This window comes from Arthrobacter sp. B055-34, assembly GCF_059090425.1.
On the sequence record NZ_JBNHFQ010000001.1, the window covers coordinates 339,245 to 356,009 of the forward strand.

14 protein-coding genes are annotated in these 16,765 nt (G+C 62.4%); 6 read left to right on the forward strand and 8 right to left on the reverse strand.

The window, feature by feature from the left end; all coding sequences use genetic code 11:
- The first annotated feature begins 79 nt into the window (after positions 1 to 79).
- From AC5RWO_RS01465 to AC5RWO_RS01480, 4 genes are all read left to right on the forward strand, one after another.
- Entirely contained in the window at positions 80 to 1,906 is a 1,827-nt protein-coding gene (locus tag AC5RWO_RS01465; protein WP_498728826.1) for a calcineurin-like phosphoesterase C-terminal domain-containing protein, read from the forward strand.
- Positions 1,907 to 2,058: 152 nt separating this feature from the next.
- Positions 2,059 to 3,411, forward strand: a complete 1,353-nt coding sequence (locus AC5RWO_RS01470; protein ID WP_498728828.1) for a hypothetical protein — start codon at positions 2,059 to 2,061, stop codon at positions 3,409 to 3,411.
- Positions 3,412 to 3,504: 93 nt separating this feature from the next.
- A complete protein-coding gene (locus AC5RWO_RS01475) occupies positions 3,505 to 3,786 on the forward strand; it encodes a type II toxin-antitoxin system RelE/ParE family toxin (RefSeq protein WP_498728829.1) in 282 nt (93 codons plus the stop codon).
- 13 nt (positions 3,787 to 3,799) lie between these two features.
- Complete coding sequence (locus AC5RWO_RS01480) at positions 3,800 to 4,096, forward strand: HigA family addiction module antitoxin (protein ID WP_264668202.1); 297 nt, start codon at positions 3,800 to 3,802, stop codon at positions 4,094 to 4,096.
- Positions 4,097 to 4,166: 70 nt separating this feature from the next.
- Here AC5RWO_RS01480 and AC5RWO_RS01485 read toward each other — a convergent pair whose 3' ends face one another.
- Positions 4,167 to 4,646 carry a universal stress protein gene (locus AC5RWO_RS01485; protein ID WP_498728831.1) on the reverse strand — a complete coding sequence of 160 codons (480 nt, stop codon included), beginning with the start codon at positions 4,644 to 4,646 and terminating at the stop codon, positions 4,167 to 4,169.
- A gap of 178 nt (positions 4,647 to 4,824) precedes the next feature.
- The gene (locus AC5RWO_RS01490) at positions 4,825 to 7,641 is read right to left on the reverse strand and encodes a hypothetical protein (RefSeq protein ID WP_498728833.1); all 2,817 of its coding nucleotides are present in this window, start codon (positions 7,639 to 7,641) and stop codon (positions 4,825 to 4,827) included.
- 279 nt (positions 7,642 to 7,920) lie between these two features.
- Here AC5RWO_RS01490 and AC5RWO_RS01495 point away from each other — a divergent pair, with 279 nt between their 5' ends.
- On the forward strand, positions 7,921 to 8,730 hold the full coding sequence (locus tag AC5RWO_RS01495) for a hypothetical protein (RefSeq protein ID WP_498728834.1): 810 nt from the start codon (positions 7,921 to 7,923) through the stop codon (positions 8,728 to 8,730).
- Positions 8,731 to 8,926: 196 nt separating this feature from the next.
- On the opposite strand, the gene AC5RWO_RS01500 is transcribed toward AC5RWO_RS01495, so the two are convergent.
- On the reverse strand, positions 8,927 to 9,271 hold the full coding sequence (locus tag AC5RWO_RS01500; protein ID WP_498728836.1) for a hypothetical protein: 345 nt from the start codon (positions 9,269 to 9,271) through the stop codon (positions 8,927 to 8,929).
- 275 nt (positions 9,272 to 9,546) lie between these two features.
- On the opposite strand from AC5RWO_RS01500, the gene AC5RWO_RS01505 reads away from it, so the two are divergent.
- A complete protein-coding gene (locus AC5RWO_RS01505) occupies positions 9,547 to 10,968 on the forward strand; it encodes an alpha/beta hydrolase family protein (protein ID WP_498728838.1) in 1,422 nt (473 codons plus the stop codon).
- A 79-nt stretch (positions 10,969 to 11,047) separates the two neighbouring features.
- Here AC5RWO_RS01505 and AC5RWO_RS01510 read toward each other — a convergent pair whose 3' ends face one another.
- From AC5RWO_RS01510 to AC5RWO_RS01530, 5 genes are all read right to left on the reverse strand, one after another.
- Positions 11,048 to 12,391: a mannitol dehydrogenase family protein gene (locus tag AC5RWO_RS01510; RefSeq protein WP_498728840.1), complete on the reverse strand. Its 1,344-nt coding sequence runs from the start codon at positions 12,389 to 12,391 to the stop codon at positions 11,048 to 11,050.
- Positions 12,392 to 12,608: 217 nt separating this feature from the next.
- Positions 12,609 to 13,484: an ABC transporter permease gene (locus AC5RWO_RS01515; RefSeq protein WP_498728841.1), complete on the reverse strand. Its 876-nt coding sequence runs from the start codon at positions 13,482 to 13,484 to the stop codon at positions 12,609 to 12,611.
- Positions 13,484 to 14,410, reverse strand: coding sequence for an ABC transporter permease (locus AC5RWO_RS01520; RefSeq protein WP_498728842.1), 927 nt, complete (start codon positions 14,408 to 14,410; stop codon positions 13,484 to 13,486). Before AC5RWO_RS01520 ends, AC5RWO_RS01515 begins: the two co-directional genes overlap by 1 nt.
- The gene (locus AC5RWO_RS01525) at positions 14,407 to 15,540 is read right to left on the reverse strand and encodes an ABC transporter ATP-binding protein (RefSeq protein WP_498728844.1); all 1,134 of its coding nucleotides are present in this window, start codon (positions 15,538 to 15,540) and stop codon (positions 14,407 to 14,409) included. Before AC5RWO_RS01525 ends, AC5RWO_RS01520 begins: the two co-directional genes overlap by 4 nt.
- A complete protein-coding gene (locus AC5RWO_RS01530) occupies positions 15,537 to 16,763 on the reverse strand; it encodes an extracellular solute-binding protein (RefSeq protein WP_498728846.1) in 1,227 nt (408 codons plus the stop codon). The genes AC5RWO_RS01525 and AC5RWO_RS01530 overlap by 4 nt, the downstream gene beginning before the upstream one ends.
- Positions 16,764 to 16,765 lie beyond the last annotated feature (2 nt).

Below are 16,765 nucleotides of genomic sequence, written 5' to 3' on the forward strand. Positions count from 1 at the left end.
GCACCGCAGCTGTCCGCCCAGCCAATCCGCTGGGCGGACAGCTGCTGCCCCAAGCCACACCATTCGACCGGAGAATCCATTGCATCCGAATGTCCATCCGAGAAAACCGCTCTCCAGCAGGCCTGCCCGCCTGACCGCCAGCACGCTGGCACTCGTCGTCGGCGGCGTCCTGCTCTCCCCCGCCGCCACCGCCACACCTGACAGCGCTCCCGTAGATGCCGGCGGAACCGTCGCCTACCAAGGCGCCGTCGACGTCGTTATTGGCGCTGACGAGGACCAGAATGTCCTCGATGGCACCGTGTTCAACGACAAGAACCGCAACTCCAAGCAGGACACCAACGAGCCCGGCGTCGCCGGCGCCACCGTGTCCAACGGCCGCGACGTCGTGGCCACCGACGAGCAGGGCCGCTACGAGCTGCCGGCGTTCAACAACATGACCGTCTTCGTCACCCAGCCCCGCGGCTACCAGGTTCCGGTGGACGGCGACAACGTTGCCCAGTTCTCCTACAACCACCTGCCCGAGGGCTCGCCCGAGCTGAAGTACGGCGGCATCGCCCCGACCGGCGCGCTGCCGGACGCCGTGAATTTCCCGCTGGCCCAAAGCAAGCTCACGCAGTCGCCCGAGCAGCACTGCGTGATCGGCGCCGATGTCCAGACGTATGACCAGGAAGAGGTGGAGTTCGCCAAGGCGGGCGTCTTCGCCGATCTGGCCGCCCGTGATGACTATGCCGGCTGCGGCGCCCTCTTCATTGGCGACGTGGTGGGCGATGATCTGTCCCTGTTCACCCAGACCCGGGAGCTGACGGGGATGCTGAACGGCCCCGCCCGCTTCCTGCCCGGCAACCACGACCTCGACTTCGACGCCCTGGACGGGGAACACGAGTTCGATACCTTCCGCGCCAAGCTGGGCCCGGAGTACTACTCCTACGACGCCGGCAAGGCACACGTCGTGGCGCTGAGCACCATCGAGTACCCCACGAAGGTGCCGGCCAAGAAGAGCAGCTACACGTACGGCCTCGGCGAGCGGCAGCTCGAATGGCTGCGCAACGACATCGCGCAGGTGCCCAAGAACAAGGTGATCGTGCTGGCATCGCACAGCCCGTTGCTCGAGTTCTTCTACAGCAACTCGCACACCACCAAGCAGCTCAAGGAGATTTACGAAATCCTCGAGGGCCGCGAGGTCATCGCGCTGGGCGGCCACACCCACATGTCGGAGAACCTGCGCGAAGGCGACCTGATGGCCGGCTGGATGGACGAGGTTGGCGAGCAGGGCCTGCCGTTCACGCACCTGACCGTCCCCGCCGTTTCCGGCCACTGGTACGGCGGACGCGTGGTCGAGGAGGGCTACCCCACGTCCATCCAGCGTGACGGAACCCCGCCCGGCGTCGTAACGCTGGACATCATGAACACGGATGTCACCGAACGCTTCACCGTCCGTGGCGGCGACGAATCCCAGCAGCTGGCCGTCGGCCTGAACGGCCCGCGCTACCGGACCTGGTACGCCGAGAACGTCGGCAAGCCCCGCGGCTCGGCACCGGAGTTCGGGAACCCGCTGACCGTCTCGCCGGAAGACCTGGCCAACCAGACCTGGCTGACCACCAACTTCTGGATGGGCAGCACCGGCTCCACCGTTGAAGCAAAGATCGACGGCGGCGAAACCGTTCCGGCAACCCGCACCCAGCAACTGCAGGGCGAGACCGTCCGCGTCGGCGCCGAATGGTCCGATCCCGTGGCCATCCAGGAGCAGTTCGTCCACGGCGGCGGCCTCGCCGACCGGTCGATGCACCTGTGGCGGCTGGAGCTGCCCACCGACCTCGCCATCGGAGAGCACACTGCCGAAGTCACCGCGACCGACGTCCACGGCCGCGAGTTCACCCAGACCCTGACCTTCGAGGTCACCGAGTAGCCCAACCCCACGAAGCCGTCCGCCCAGTCCAATCCGCTGGGCGGACGGCTTCGTGGTCGTTACCCCCTGTTTGGTGGATTGACGCGTGGGCGATGCTGAGTGAGTCTGAACACACGCGACGCGACGAGCGCCGCCTTGGGGAAGGACGCGTCATGAGGACTATGCGTGCGTCCACAGCCGTCCTACTTGCGACAGCCGCGCTGACTGCACTCTCATCCTGCACCCTCGGCGGACCGGAACCGCCCGACACCGTCCCCTCTACTTCTGCCAACGCCCCCGGGTCCACCGAGTCCTCGCGGGAGCCCCACAAGTCCTACCGGTCCACGAATTCCTTTGCGGCCCGGCTGCCTGACCCGTGGACTGGCGGAGCCTCGTGGGTGACCGAGGGCGGGGTGATCGGCACGTATGGCTTGGACACCGGCATTGCCGCGCTGTCCGAGGACGGCATCATGACCGTCTACGACAGACGCGGCGGCGTTGTCTCGCAGTCGGAGGAACCCAAGGAGCTAAGGCCCGACCAGACCAGAGGCACCGAGGTGGCCCAACTCTATGAAGGCGGGAAGAAGTTCCTCGCCATCTTCAGCCAAGGAACTCCACCGGAGGCAGACGGTACAAGTCCCTCCCCCGCCGCCCTTGCTGCCGTGATCACCGTGTTCGACGGCGCAAACGGCGAGCTGCTGCACCGAACGGTTCACACGTTCCCGTCCGACGGCGACCATAACACCGGGCTGCTCGGCCACAGCGGCTCCCTTCATCTGCCCGTAGCCGTGGCTCCGCTGGTGTTCGATCCGGTCAGCGGAGAGTTCGAAACCGTAGAAGTTCCCGAGGGCGATGAATGGATCCTGCGGGTGGACGGGGTGGACGTATTCAACAGGGTCGATGACCTGCCAACCATGGACCTTGGTGACCGCCGCCAGCTGGGCTATGAGGCGTTCACTGGGGATTGGCGTCACGAGGGGTTTATCGCCGTCGCCAACGCAGTAGGCCCCTATATCAATCTGGCCATCGGCAACGGTGGCGTCGCGACGGACAAGTGCCGCGTCGTCAACGTGCATACCGGCGAAAGCATCGGCGCGTCGGAGCAGCTGAACAACGGGTGCCTGCGGACGGGCTCCAACCACATCCACGGCTTCAACGGGCTCCTGTTCGTGGGGCATCGGGGCCGCGGGTTCGCGTCTTTTGAGGAGGGCACCGTCCTGGTTTCCATGTTCGACCCGGAGACCGGGCGGCAGTGGGTGGAAAACGCCGATCCGCGCGACACCGATTCGGAGGACTTCCGCCCCTACTTTGTCGGCGCCGACCGCATCGTCTACGGAAAGTACGCGGCACCGGACACCAGCGAGGGGCAAGCTGCCAGCTATGACCCTGCGCTGGGGACGGAACCTCGACCCTGGCACGAGGGCAATAAGACTGTGCTGCCCGCCGCAGTATCCGGCGACGGGATCGGAGCCTTCCCCGGCCTCGGCGGGAACGGGATGGCCTACATCGTGAAGGCCGCCCCTTGATCCGGATTCCAGCACCGCGACGGGCCGACTGGACTTCTGCCAGGGCCCCTAATAACGCTTGCCGGTAATAACGCGCAGCGTTATTATGGTTGCATGATCCTGTCATTCGCGGACAAAGACTCAGAACGCGTATGGCAACGGATGCATGTGCGCCGACTCGGACCGGATTTGCAGCGAGCGGCCAACAGAAAGCTGCTTCTCCTTGACGCCGCCGAAACCATCAACGACCTGTGCATCCCTCCCGGCAACCGGCTCGAACAACTGCAGGGCGACCGCAAAGGCCAGCACAGCATCCGTATCAACGATCAATGGCGTATCTGCTTCGTATGGACGCCAGCCGGACCAGCAAACGTCGAGATCACCGATTATCACTGAAAGAGACACCGCCATGGCCACCACTCATGACCCCATCCACCCGGGTGAGATACTGCTTGAAGAGTTTTTGAAGCCTCTGGGAATTAGTCAATATCGTCTTGCGACGGCGATTTCCGTTCCGCCCCGCCGCATCAACGAGATTGTTCATGGAAAGCGCGGCATCAGCCCTGACACTGCCCTGCGCTTGGCGCGGGCCCTAGGCACCTCTGAGCGGTTCTGGATGAATCTGCAGACGCGCTATGACCTCAGTGTGGAAGCCATCAAACACGAACAAGAGCTCAAGCGCATCCAACCTCTCCTGAGCGCGTGACGGCCGCCCTCAGAGTTCGCCGTCCTGGACCTCGAGACGGAGCGGCAGCAATTCCACGCCCGTTGCTCAATCAGTCGTGCTCCCGACGCCTCCGCCCCTGGCCGGAGCGGCCGTGGATCTTCCCGTCCTCGTGCAGCACCAGGACCGGACAGGCGGCATGGGATACGCAGGCCGAGCTCACCGACCCGAGGTGCATGCCGAGGAAACCGCCGTGCCCCCGTCGCCCAACCACCAGCATGACGGCCTCTCGGCCTGCCTCGACCAGTAGCTCGGGTGCCGGACCGCGCAATAGCTGGCTGGTCAGGTCTGCGGGCCTATTCTCACCGAAGGCCTGATCCAAGGCGGCCTCGAGTTCCTTCTTCGTCGAGGCCTCGAACGCCTCGAAATCCGGCGGAACATAGCCCTCGTAGATCGGGGGAAAATGCCAGCAGGAAATCGCATGAATGGACGCATCCAGGGCCGGAGCCAGGCGTGCGGCCATTCGCAGCGCCTCTACCGACCCCTCGGAACCATCCACACCGACAACAATCTTGCCGCTTGCCGACACCATCGCCGCTCTCCTTCGTTCACGAATCCGCCCCGCAACTACAGAATGACAGGGAATGCGAGGCGTGGAAAGACATCGGCGATCTCCGCGGGCGTTGCCCCCTGAAAACGACGACGGCGGGTGGCTGCGTTGTGCAGCCACCCGCCTACGTGGTCGTCACTAAATGGTCGTCCCGTTAGGTTCAGGAACCGAGCCGCAGAGTCTCCCAGCCGCCTTGGCCGATGATGATCCGCTTGTTGATCCGGTTCTTGGTCACCGCGTAGTGGTACAGCGTGCCGTTCATGTCCCGGGCGAGGATACCCATCCCGCCGTCGGCCACATGATTGGGAATGGCCGAGAGGTGGCCCATGGCGTTCCAGCCGGACCTGCCGACTACCCGGCGCTCTTCCGAGATGAAGCGGCCGGCACCATTGGAGCGGTACAGCTTCAGCTGGCCGGTGGTCATCTTGACTACCAGGTCCATCTTGGCGTCCTGGTCGTAGTCCATGGCCATCAGGTCCAGATTCCGCCACCCAGAGGAGCCGATCAGCGTGCGGGGACCGTGGTTCTCGCCTGTCGGGTTGGTGTAGGCGTAGAGTTTGCCGTCGCGGAGGTTCTTGGCGATGACACCGGGGAACTTATCGCCGCTGCGCCAGTTGGTCACCAGGACGTCGTAGCCCTGCCAGCCGCCGCTGCCGATGACCGCTCGTTGGAAGCCCCCGGTTGCCCTGCCGTAATCGACGGTCAGCTGGCCGTTCTTCCAGTTGGCAATCAGGTCCTGGACGCCGTCGTTGTTCCAGTCCGCCACATCCACGTTGAGCGCGTTCTGCCAGCCGGCGGACACGAAGGTCCGGGTGGCCAGGTCGCCGCCCTTTGCCGAGGGGTACGAGTACAGGGAACCGTCGCCCGCCACCGCGGCAATGTCACCGGGCAGGATCTTCGCGGTCTTGTTGGCCGCGGGGAGGCGGTCCGGCAGCACCCGCAGGTCACGGGCCAGCAGGGCCGGCATGTCGTAGGACCAGTGGTTGACGCCGGGCAGGACCGTCATGGTGGTCTTGGTGAAGCCCTTGTCGGAGTAGATCTGCTCGGCACGTTGGGCGGTGCCGAGTGCGGACCAGGTGGCCAGCGTGGTGCCGCCCATGCCGTCCAGGCTGCCGGCGATCCAGTTGAGGTTCATGTTCTTGACTGCGGTGGACGGGGCCGTGGGCATGCTTCGGTATCCGCCGCCGCCCACGATGGTGGCGCCGCCGCCCTTGATCCAGTTCTGCCGGTCGGAGAGCACTTCCATGCTGGTGAACTCTGCGCCGCCGGAGTAGCCGTGGAACCAGACCCGGCTCGGGTCGACGTCGTACTTGGCAATCAGCATGGCCGCGAGCGATCGGAAGTAGTCGCCGTTGCGGTCGATGTCTTCCCACCAGGTGATGCCGCCGACCTTGTCCGGGGTGATGACCGGGACCATGATCATGTTCTTCTTGGCCGCCTCGGCCGCCATGCCCTTCATGATCGAGCCGGTGGGCTGGTGGACGTAGGACTGCGCCGGGTAGCTGTAGTCGCCGTGAAAGACGAACACAATTCCCACCGGCTGCGAGGTGTCCACGTTGTTGCCGAGCACGTGGTACTGGCTGGTCAGGCCGTTGGGCGCGGTGTAGTTCCGGTAGGTCAAGGTGCCGGGCGCGGGCGCGTAGGCCACGATCGCGGTCTGGGCCGTAGTGACCGTCCGCGACCGGTAGTTGGTCTTCGAGCCCGTGATCCGCACCGAAAGCTTCGTCCCGGCGTCGGTGGTGGTCACCTTGTAGGTTGCGGCAGTGGCGCCGGTGATGTTCCGGCCGTCGCGCAGCCACTGGTAGGTCAGGGTGGCCCCGGTGGTCCAGGTGCCCTTCGCGGTGAGGGTGCTGCCCACAAGTGCGCTGCCGCTGATGGTCGCGGCCACGCTGTTGGCCACCGTGCCCAGGATGACCTTGGCTGTTAGCGCCGAGGTGGCGGAGGTGGCGGTCATGCCGGACTTAGTTCCGGTCACGCGGACGCTGATCCGCTTGCCCGCGTCCGCGGTGGTCACCTTATAGGTAGCAGCGGTGGCGCCCGTGATCGGCTGGCCCTCGCGCAGCCACTGATAGGCGAAGGTGGCGCCGGTGGTCCAGGTGCCCGCCTTGGCGGTCAGGGTCTGGCCCAGGACCGCGCTGCCGGAAATGGTCGGAAGGACGCTGTTGACGACCGGCTGAGGAGTGGCCTTGACGGTGGCCGGGGCCTCAGTAGTAGTGGTCGGCGAAGGGGCCGGCGCAGGTGCTTCGATGGTCGGTGTTGTCTCCGGCGATTCCGTGGCGGGAGCTTCCGTGGCGGGAGCTTCCGTGGTCGGAGCCGGCGCCGGCGTTTCTGTTTCCGGAACGTCAGTGCTCGGGGCAGGCGTCGCCGCATCGGTGGCCGGGGCTGATTCGTCCGCTTCCGGAACCTCCGTCAGCGGTGCCTCCTTGGCTGGCTCGCCCGTAGCGGAGCCGGTTGCCTCGGGGGCGGGCTTCGTCGACGCCGCCTCATCGGTCCACTCCGCCTTCACAATCTCGGACACCGTCGTGCTGCCTTCGACAGCAGCGCGGAACCGGAGCTCGGCGGCCTCGGTGAACTTGAACGTGCGCTGGAAGGCCTCATCGCCGGTTTCCAGAGCATCCGATGTCCACAGCTTGGCCCACTCGCCGTCCCAGAACACCTGGAGCTCGATGGTCTTGCCGGCTGCGTTAGTAGCCTGGCCCTCGAACTTGAGCTCCGGGTCGCTTGCCTCGCGCTTCAGGATTTCCAGCTTCACAACCGGTTCTGCGGCAGCGTCCGCAGCGCCGGACGGCGCGGGATCAGGTGTGGCAAGGACAGATGCGGGAGCAGAGCTGCCGGTCGCATCGCCGGTTGCCACCGAGGTCGCATCGGTTGTCGACAGTGCGGTCTCGTCTCCCGCGTAGGCCGGCGTCGCGGCCGGGATGATGAATCCCGCTGCCAGTATTCCGGCAGCCGCCAGCGCAACAAAGCGTTCTTTCACAGTTTCGCCCCTCAAAAAACGATCGGCGGAACCGTGATACCGGCTCCGAGCTAAGGTAGGTGCCCGGCGAGCCGTGACCCTTCCCCCGGGAGAAGCGTAACGTTTCACTTAAAGCTTTCATACCCCAGTTAAACCCCAGTCTTGCTTTGCGTTCCAACACGGGAGTCCGCATGTGATCCACGGCATCGGACGCCGAGAACCAATTTGCGAAGCACTCTCCAGGCTTCGCATTTCTTCCGCTACTATTGCGTCACGTTAATCACTCGCTGGGGAGAATAATTGAACAACAAGATACTTTTTGTGGCTCCGCTTTTAGCGGTCGCTCTATCAACTCTGACCGCGTGTGGTGGAACAGAGGAATCTGGGGCTACATCCGAAACCATTGCCGCGCCTACCACAAGTACGGCGGCAGTCGTTGTTTCCACGGACACCACCTGCGAGCAGCTAATGGGATCCGGCTCTAACGGACCGATCTTCGAGGGCGTCGACTTCGTCATGACATTGACGTCACATGAAGGCATTGATCCCGAAGACATCGCTTCAGCGCGAACGGTCGCGGACCGGCTCAGGCCGATCGTCGACCGTTCGGGACAAGAGTTGAAACCATATCTAGAAGCGTTCATTGAACCGGCGGAAGCTCTGGTCGAGGCCGCCGATGGCAGCGGCGAATATGATCAGAACTTCGATGACTGGCAAGCGTCGTCAACCGAGCTCCTCACTAAGTGTGGGGAAAAGGCCGATAGCAGCGAGACAAAGGAAAATTCGGATCAAACCCTTGTTGTATCTGAAGCGGCAACTTGCATGCAATTGGTGGGTCCAGATGAAGATGGCCCGCTCATCCGAGGCGTGGACGCCGTTACGTCTGTGACAGACGGCAATCCGGACGTAGAACTGGCGGAAGAGGTCCTCGCAGAACTGGAATCGGTCATGGAGCATTCCAACGAAGAACTGACACCGTATATCGATGCCTTTGCGGCACCAATTGAAGCCTTAGTTGCAGCATCAAACGGCGAATTACCCGCCGATTGGGAAGCAGACATTGATGAGTGGCAAGCAGCCGGAACAGAGCTGCTGACGCGTTGCCAGTGAGCCTCTACGGCCCTCATTTTCACAAGGGTCGTGCCGACTGGGTCGAGCAGCGCAAGCAGGCCGGCTAACGTGCCATTCCGGCCTGCTCAAAACGCTATTTCAGCTCGCTAGTTATTTCCCACCAGTTGCTATGCCCGGCCCTTTCCTGAGAAGGAAAGGGCCGCCAGTCATTGCACCGCCTTCTGGCGCTAAAGAGTCACTGATTGAGCCGTGGGCAAGTGTCACTCACTTGATTCATCGCCGCCTCGTCTTCCTCCGTAAAGCTCTGCCTGGCCAAGTCACCCTCGGCAAACCGAGCGGAAAGGCGTTCCAGAGGAGATTCGAGGGGCGCTGCTACCCGTTCAGAAAGATCTTTAATAGTGCGACTAAGCTCATCGGCACTCTCATCGGATATCGCGCCTTCTCCGTTGGAGGCCATCGCCGCCACCATAACAGCCTGAATTTCGTCACATGAATCTGCAACGGTCATGCGCTCTGGAGCGCATGCGATTAGCCCGGCAGCGGCCACGATTAACGTGGTGGCGGCAGAAAACTTTCTCATCTATTCCCCCAAAAAATGAATGTGCCAGTGAGCAGTAAGATTACAGCTTTATCCCAATACTGCGAGACAACTACGCGAAATTCCCTTGCGCAAATTGGCTGCAAGTTCATGTATGGCCGCACGGACACACATGAGATGCATGTCTAGGGCGCTGGAGACCCTCGCTAACGCTTCTCCGAGTACTCGCAGGCGAAACCAGTAGAACCATTGACTTCCTCAATCGTTCAGACAAGCATTAGTTGTCCGATTAAACGATCTACAGTGAGGTTTCCCCAATGACCCGCACCATGCGTCAACGCTGCCGCACGATTGTTTCAACGTCCGCCCTTACCCTCCTGCTGGCGACGGCGGCCGTCTCCCCCACCGCCGTGGCTGGCCCGCCGGCATCCGACGCCGGCAGCGCAATCAAAACCGATGCGCAGCAAGCACCGTCCACTGTCGCCACCGGTACCCTGGACAACGGAGCCACCTGGCGCGCCGAAGTGCCCGCGGACTGGAACGGCAAGCTGGTGCTCTTCGCCCACGGCTTCCGCGGCGGCACCGACAACCCGGCCTGGGACAAAGGATTCGCCCCCACCGCGACAGAACTGATCAAGCGCGGGTATGCCGTCGCATCGTCGTCGTACTCCGAAACCGGCTGGGCGCTGGAGACGGCGGCGCAGGACCAGCTCGACACCATGACCGCGTTCGAGAAGCAGTTCGGCGAAGCGGACCGCGTGATTGCCGTGGGCCGGTCCATGGGCGGCCTCGTGACCAGCATGATGGCCGAGATTCCGGGAGCCGGTATCGACGGCGCCGTGAGCACCTGCGGTCTGGTCGGCGGCGGAGTGGCCCTGAACAACTACCAGCTCGACGCGGCCCACGCGGCGGCCGAACTCCTCCTCCCCGGGCAGGACATCCGGCTGACCGGCTTCACTACGCCAGTCCAGTCGGATGCGACCATCGCCAGCCTAAAGGCGGCGCTGCAGGAAGCCACGGAATCAGCCGCGGGCAGGGCCCGGATCGCACTGGTGGCGGCACTGCTGAACACTCCTACCGAGCTCGACGACGTCGACCCGACGGATCCGGAGGCGCTGGCCGCCGCCCAGGCAGAGCTCGTGCTGGACACCCTGCCGACCGTGATCGAGCGTCGGCACACCATCGTCAGCGCGGCCGGCGGGGACAGCGGCTGGACCGCGGGCGTCGACTACGCCAAGCTTCTGCGCTCCTCCGACCAGCGCAAGCAGGTGGAGCACATGTATGGCCTGTCCGGTCTGGATCTGTCTGCCGACCTCGCCACCATCACCGCCAACGCCGGCATCGAGCCCAATAAAGGCGGCCTTGAGTGGATGCTGCGAACCTCCACCCCCACCGGCGAACTGCAGGTGCCGCTGCTGGCAACGCACACCCTCGTAGACCTGTTGGCGCCCGTGGAGTACCAGGAGGAATACGCCGAAACCGTCCGTCAGGCCGGCGAGCGCTCCTTGTTCCGCCAGGCCTTCGTGGACCGCGAGGGACACTGCAGCTTCACCGTGGCCGAGAACGTCGCCTCGGTCGAAGCCATGGACCAGCGGCTGGAGACCGGCTATTGGGCCGACGTGGCCAAGACCTCTGTATTGCAGGAGAACGCCGAGGAAATGGGTCTCGACGGCGCCGCCTTCGTCGACTTCCGGCCCGGCGAGTTCATCAATGACCGCGACTGGACCGCTGATTCCTGAGGGCGTCCAACAACGACGGCGGGTGACTGCTTTGTGCAGCCACCCGCCAAGTTCGTTCGGGGCCATCGCCTAATTGCTTTTACAGAACATCGGTGAGGATCTTCGCTACATGTTCTTCCACCGCGTTCCGGAAACCTTCATGAGAGGCGATGCTGTCAGGAAAGATCGACGACAGGCCAAGGAGCCGATTCACCAAACCGGCGTCACTCCCCCGGGAAGCTGCCTGCAGCTGGGCTGCCATCGGATCATCAAGAACCAGTTCCCTGCCGTTGATATCGCGTCCCCGGTGAACAAATACCATCCAAGCTGCGACAGCAAGGGCCGTGGCATAGGGCACTTCCCCGGCCACCAAACGGTCTTGCACCGTTCCCAAAATCCGGACGGGAAGTTTTTGCGACCCGTCCATGGCAACCTGAATCGTCGTATGCCCAAGGTTGGGATTGGCAAAGCGGCTGAGGATGGCCTCTCCATAATCGGCCAAGTCCAGACCAGGCGGAGGAGTCAACGTTGGAATAACGTCTTCCTTCTGCAACCGCCGTGCAGCGTCGGTCAGCCTATCGTCCGCCACGGCCGCGGAAATAGTCGAGAACCCATAGAGGGCTCCCAGATACGCCAGCAATGAATGCGTGGCATTGAGCATTCGTAGTTTGGCGATCTCGAAGGGCGCCACCTCGGCCGTGAGCGTAGCGCCAGCGCCCTCCCAAGCTGGTCGGGGTCCCGCGAAATTGTCTTCGATGACCCATTGCCCGAAGGGCTCTGCTACGACGAGCCCCTCATCCCGTTGGCCAAGAATCTGCTGGCCCTCGGCGAGGTTGTGCGCGGTAGTGGCAGGAACGATCCTATCCACCATGGTGCTGGGGAAGGCCACCGACTGCAGCAACCACTCTTGAAAGCCCGGAATGCATGCCGCCTCTGCGAGCGAACTTACGAGATCCCTGGTCAAGGCACCGTTGGAAGTCAGGTTGTCGCAGGGAAGAACTGTCATGGGCGCTCCGGAAACCGCATAACGCCGCGCGAGTCCCCGGGTAAGCAACCCGATGGCAGTTTTGGCGTTAGTTGCCGCTGAGCGAGTTGCAGCTTCCGCTTTAAGGCTTCTGATATCGGCAGCGACCCCCGTATGGCTAACGTCCAATTGCCCCTGATCCGTCCGGGGGTAACCCTTTTCCGTGATCGTCAGTGAGGCGATGTGCGTTGTTTCGACCGCAAGGCTCTGGATTACCCTCTCGGAATCGGTTCCTGGAAAGGCAAGCCCACGCAGGGAACCGATGAGCCTCAAGGAATGCGATTCCTTCGCCTTCGTCAGGACCGAATACAACCCGTCCTGTGGCAGTAACTGATCGACGACACGGGCGGAGCGGCCCGTTACACCGAGGATGCCCCACCGGCTGTCACCGGAAATTGCAGCGGCGTCTTCTGTATACACCGCTTGGTGCGCACGGTGGAAGGCGCCAACCCCTAGGTGGACGATACCTATGTTCAGGGACCGGGGGTCGACGGCGGGTCCACGGACACCGGTGCGTGCCGCCGCCTTGGGCAACTTAGCCAGTGAAAGGCGCTCTGGGTCATTGGAGCCAAGGCTCGTCATTGTCTTCTCATACTTCCGTGCGTGGGAATGGATGTTTTTCTGATGCTTCCGTCTGTCAGTCGTTGTCTTCCTTCACCTGGGATACCAACTGCGTCGGATTTACAAAACGCAGGGCGACCACCAGCAGTGCCATCATCATGAGCATGTAGATCACGGCCATCGCGTCGACACTTTGTTGTGCACGGATCCCGGCGCCGGTCATCGCGTTGAACAGGGCCACCACCAGGGTGTCGGAACTGGAATCGGACGTGAGGAAGGTCAGTTCGAACATGCCGACTGTCCTTACCAGTACCAGAACGGCTGCGGCAAGGATGCCCGGGATCAGCAGCGGGGCCAGGATCTTGGCGAAGAGCTTCGTCATGTTGGCTCCGCACATTCTGGCCGCAGACTCGATGGACGGGTTGATCTGTTCGATGAACGGCGTCATAGTCAGGATCACGAAAGGCACTGAGGGAACCAGGTTTGCCAAGATGACGCCGGTCAAACCGGGTGCCAGGTGGTAGTACGTCAGCAACGTTGCCAGCGGAATGCCATAGGTAATGGGCGGCATCATGATCGGCAGCAGGAAGATCAGCATGACAATGCTCTTGCCTGGAAAGTTGCGTCGGGCCAATACGTAGGAGGCGGGCGCGCCAATCAGGACCGAAAGGCCCACGACCGCAATCGATACGATCAAAGTGGTGCTGACAACCTGGGCAAGGTCATATTGCTTCCAGGCCTCGCCATACCAGGACGCGGTGTAATTGGCGGGTAGCCACGTGTCGAACCATTCTCCTGCGAAGGAGTTGACAACAACAGAGGAAACGACGCCGAGCAGGAGCAGGAGGAAGATCCCCATGCCGCCCCAGACCAGGAACGTTCCCGGTGTCGCGGCCAGCGCCCGCTTAGTTGGCGCCTTGGGCGCGCGGGTTTCTTTGACGGCGGTGCTCATCAGCCTTTACCTCCGGTTGAACCTTTGTACATTCTCGAACGCCAGATCAGAACCAGGACGATGACGATCAGCTCCACCGCTCCCATGATGACGGCGGCGGCGGATGCAAGTGGATAGTCGAACTGCTGGCCCCAAGCGTTGTAAGCCACGTAGGCAATAACTCTGGTGGACCCGGTTGGGTCACCAACCAGAATGGCCGATGGGAACACGCTGAAAGCCAGGACGAAGGTCAGACAGAAGGTAATGGCCAGTCCTGGAGCTAGCAGCGGAAGGATGATACGGCGGAAGCGCTGCTTCCAGTCCGCGCCCAGAGTCTTAGCGGCTGCCTCCAGTGTGGGATCGATCCCTGAGAGATACGAGAGAATCAGCAGGAATGCGAAGGGGAATCCAGAGATGATCAGGGACCACAGCACGCCCCAGTAGTTCTGGACGAGATCCATCGGACCCAGGCCAAAGATGTCCAGGAACCGGTTGAACCAGCCCCGCTGACCGAAGAAGTTGAGCAGGCCTTCGGCCGTCAGGACGGTGCCGAGCGTGATCGGGATGACCAGTACGGTGGTGAGTGCCCGTTTGCCACGAAACTTGACCCGCATCTTGTAAGCGATAGGGACAGCGGCCAGGACGTTAATCAGCGCCGCGGGAACGGCCAGCTGCAGCGTGACCCAGATGGATTCCATGCCGCGCATCGAAGGGTCTGTGAAGAATTTGATGTATGCCCCGAACAACCCGCCCTCTTTGGGCTGGAAGGACAGCCCGACACCATAGAGGAACGGATAGACGAACAAGAGCAGCGCGAAAAGTACGGCCGGGACCAGCAGGAAAAGCAGCCTGTCCACCCCGCGTTCGGCAAGGCGGTGAGACAGCGCGGCGCGTTGTTTCGGCTGGCCAGCACCAGCTTCGGGCCTGCGTTTGGTGTCCAGACTCATGATGCTGCCTCTTCAAACTGTGGAACGGTCATAGGCGCCGGGCCCAGCTCCGAGGGGTATACCAAGACCCGTTCGCTGGCTGCTACCAGGACAACGTGCTGTCCCGGATCAACATGCCGCGGAGTACGAATATGCAGCGGCTGCCCGCTCGCGGACCGCGCTTCGACGGCAAATTCCCGCCCTTGGTATTCCACTACCTCTACGGTTGCTTCAATATGGCAGGCATCTTCTGCCGATACGCCGGCAGCGGCAATCTCCAGGTCCTCAGGCCGCACTGCGACCTTCACGGTGTCGCCCGCATTGAAGTGGTGCTTGCTTGACCCGCTGACGGTGGTGCCCAAAGCCGAGACCGAGACTGCGCCGCCATGCATCCGTTCAACAGTTCCCTCAAACAGGTTGCGGTAGCCCATGAAATCGGCAACATGCCAGTTGGCAGGTTCTTCGTGGAGTTCGCGGGGCGTTCCCACCTGCTGGACTTCACCGAGCCGGAGAACCACGAGCCGGTCGGCCAGGGACAGGGCCTCTTCCTGGTCATGGGTGACGTAGATAGTCGTCAGGCCCAGCGACTGGTGCAACCTGCGGATCTCCGTACGCATCTCCAGCCGGAGTTTTGCATCCAGGTTCGACAACGGTTCGTCCATGAGCACAAGCGGCGGCCGCAGTACTACGGCCCTGGCAATAGCGACGCGTTGCTGCTGGCCGCCGGACATCTGGCCGGGCAGCTTCTTCGCGTGCGGGCCGAGCTGGACCAACTCGATAGCCTCAGCCACCCGCTTTTTGATTTCGTTCCTAGGCACGTTGCGCATTTCCAGTCCGAAGGAAATGTTCTTTTCCACTGATAGGTGGGGAAACAGTGCGTAGTTCTGAAAGACCATGCCGAACCCCCGCTTCTCAGGCGGCAGTTGATCGATTTGTTTGTCATCCATGAGGATTCGTCCGCCGGTCAGGGGAAGTAACCCGGCCAGGCAATTCAAGGCCGTGGACTTACCGCAGCCCGACGGGCCCAGCAGCGCGATGAACTCGCCGCTGTTGATGGTCAGGTCGAGATCGCGGAGAGCCGCTTGTCCGCCGAAGTTGCGGGCGACATTTTCCAGCCGGAGGGTGTTGAATGCGCTTGCGTGGATACTCATTGTTTCTCCTCAATTTTTCCGCTCGCGACTTCGGTGTCCCACTTGTTGAAGGCGGTGACCAGGTCAGCGGCATCAATCGGAGTGGCCTTTGGATTGTCTTCGATCAACTTGTCGTATTCCGGCCGGCCGAACTCTTTGATGACATCACGGCTGCTTTGCGGAGCCATGTCGATGGCGACGTCCTTGATGGCCGGACCCGGGTAGAAGTATCCGGTGTCAAAAGTTTTCGCCTGCTGCTCGGGAGTCAGGGCATATTGGAGGACCTGCAATATTGCGGACATCTTGTCGGCGGAAACGCCCTTGGGGATCGCGGCGTAGTGCGCGTCAGTAACCCACGTGAAGCCTTCGAGCTCCTGAACCTCGAAGCCGGCCGGGACTTGGCCCAGCGCGCGGGGGTTGATATCCCATCCTGTGGTGGTAACGGCCATGTCCCAAGTCCCGTTTTTCAGGTTGTTCATGGTGACGCCAGTTCCTGTGGGGTAACCGGATACGTGCTGGTTCAGCTGCTTGAGATAGTCCCAGGTCTTGTCCCAGCCTGCTTCGGGATCCTTAGGATCCGAGTCACCAAGAATGTAGGGCAGGCCCATCAGGAATGTTCGTCCTGGACCAGAGTTGGCTGGCCGCGCGTAGCCGAACTTACCGGGGTGTTCCTCGGCCCAAGCCAGCAGCTCTTCGGCGGTTTTCGGAGGATTTGGGACCTTCTCGGGGTTGTACTCCAGCAGCGGGCCCGAGGGGTAGTAGGTCAAGGCGACGCCATGGCCCTCAGCCAATTCCTGCATGTTGGCCGCAGGCTCCTGATAGTTGTCCATGTTGGACAAACGGTCTTTGAAGTCCTCGGTAACCGGCAGGAACAAGTCCTCGCTAATGCCGGCGGACATGCCATCGGTTCCGGTCAGTACCAGGTCGATCTGCAGGTTCCCCGCCTGCTGCTGCGCCTTAATTTTCCCCGCCATATCCGGCGCACCGGCCGTTTGCCAGGTGACATCGGAGATGATTTCCGGGTTTTCCTCGGCGAAAGCCTCGAAGATTCCTTCCGTCAACTGCTTATTGCCTGCGACGTCGAGGATATTTAGGGTTACGGCCTCCGAAGGTGCTTCCGGCACATCGGCAGAATTGAGCGGTTCTGCCGTGTTGGCTCCGCCCCCTGGCGCTGCACAGCCTGCTGCCAGCAGGCCAGTGACGGCGATCGTTGCGGCCCACTGGACGTTTCTGGTTTTTCGCATTG

What these genes read in the sequence shown, in the direction of transcription:
- AC5RWO_RS01470 (WP_498728828.1), top strand. Translation starts at nt 2,059, where the DNA reads ATGAGGACTATGCGTGCGTCCACAGCCGTCCTACTTGCGACAGCCGCG.
- AC5RWO_RS01475 (WP_498728829.1), top strand. Translation starts at nt 3,505, where the DNA reads ATGATCCTGTCATTCGCGGACAAAGACTCAGAACGCGTATGGCAACGG.
- AC5RWO_RS01480 (WP_264668202.1), top strand. Translation starts at nt 3,800, where the DNA reads ATGGCCACCACTCATGACCCCATCCACCCGGGTGAGATACTGCTTGAA.
- AC5RWO_RS01485 (WP_498728831.1), bottom strand. Translation starts at nt 4,646, where the DNA reads ATGGTGTCGGCAAGCGGCAAGATTGTTGTCGGTGTGGATGGTTCCGAG.
- AC5RWO_RS01500 (WP_498728836.1), bottom strand. Translation starts at nt 9,271, where the DNA reads ATGAGAAAGTTTTCTGCCGCCACCACGTTAATCGTGGCCGCTGCCGGG.
- AC5RWO_RS01505 (WP_498728838.1), top strand. Translation starts at nt 9,547, where the DNA reads ATGACCCGCACCATGCGTCAACGCTGCCGCACGATTGTTTCAACGTCC.
- AC5RWO_RS01515 (WP_498728841.1), bottom strand. Translation starts at nt 13,484, where the DNA reads ATGAGCACCGCCGTCAAAGAAACCCGCGCGCCCAAGGCGCCAACTAAG.
- AC5RWO_RS01520 (WP_498728842.1), bottom strand. Translation starts at nt 14,410, where the DNA reads ATGAGTCTGGACACCAAACGCAGGCCCGAAGCTGGTGCTGGCCAGCCG.
- AC5RWO_RS01525 (WP_498728844.1), bottom strand. Translation starts at nt 15,540, where the DNA reads ATGAGTATCCACGCAAGCGCATTCAACACCCTCCGGCTGGAAAATGTC.
- AC5RWO_RS01530 (WP_498728846.1), bottom strand. Translation starts at nt 16,763, where the DNA reads ATGCGAAAAACCAGAAACGTCCAGTGGGCCGCAACGATCGCCGTCACT.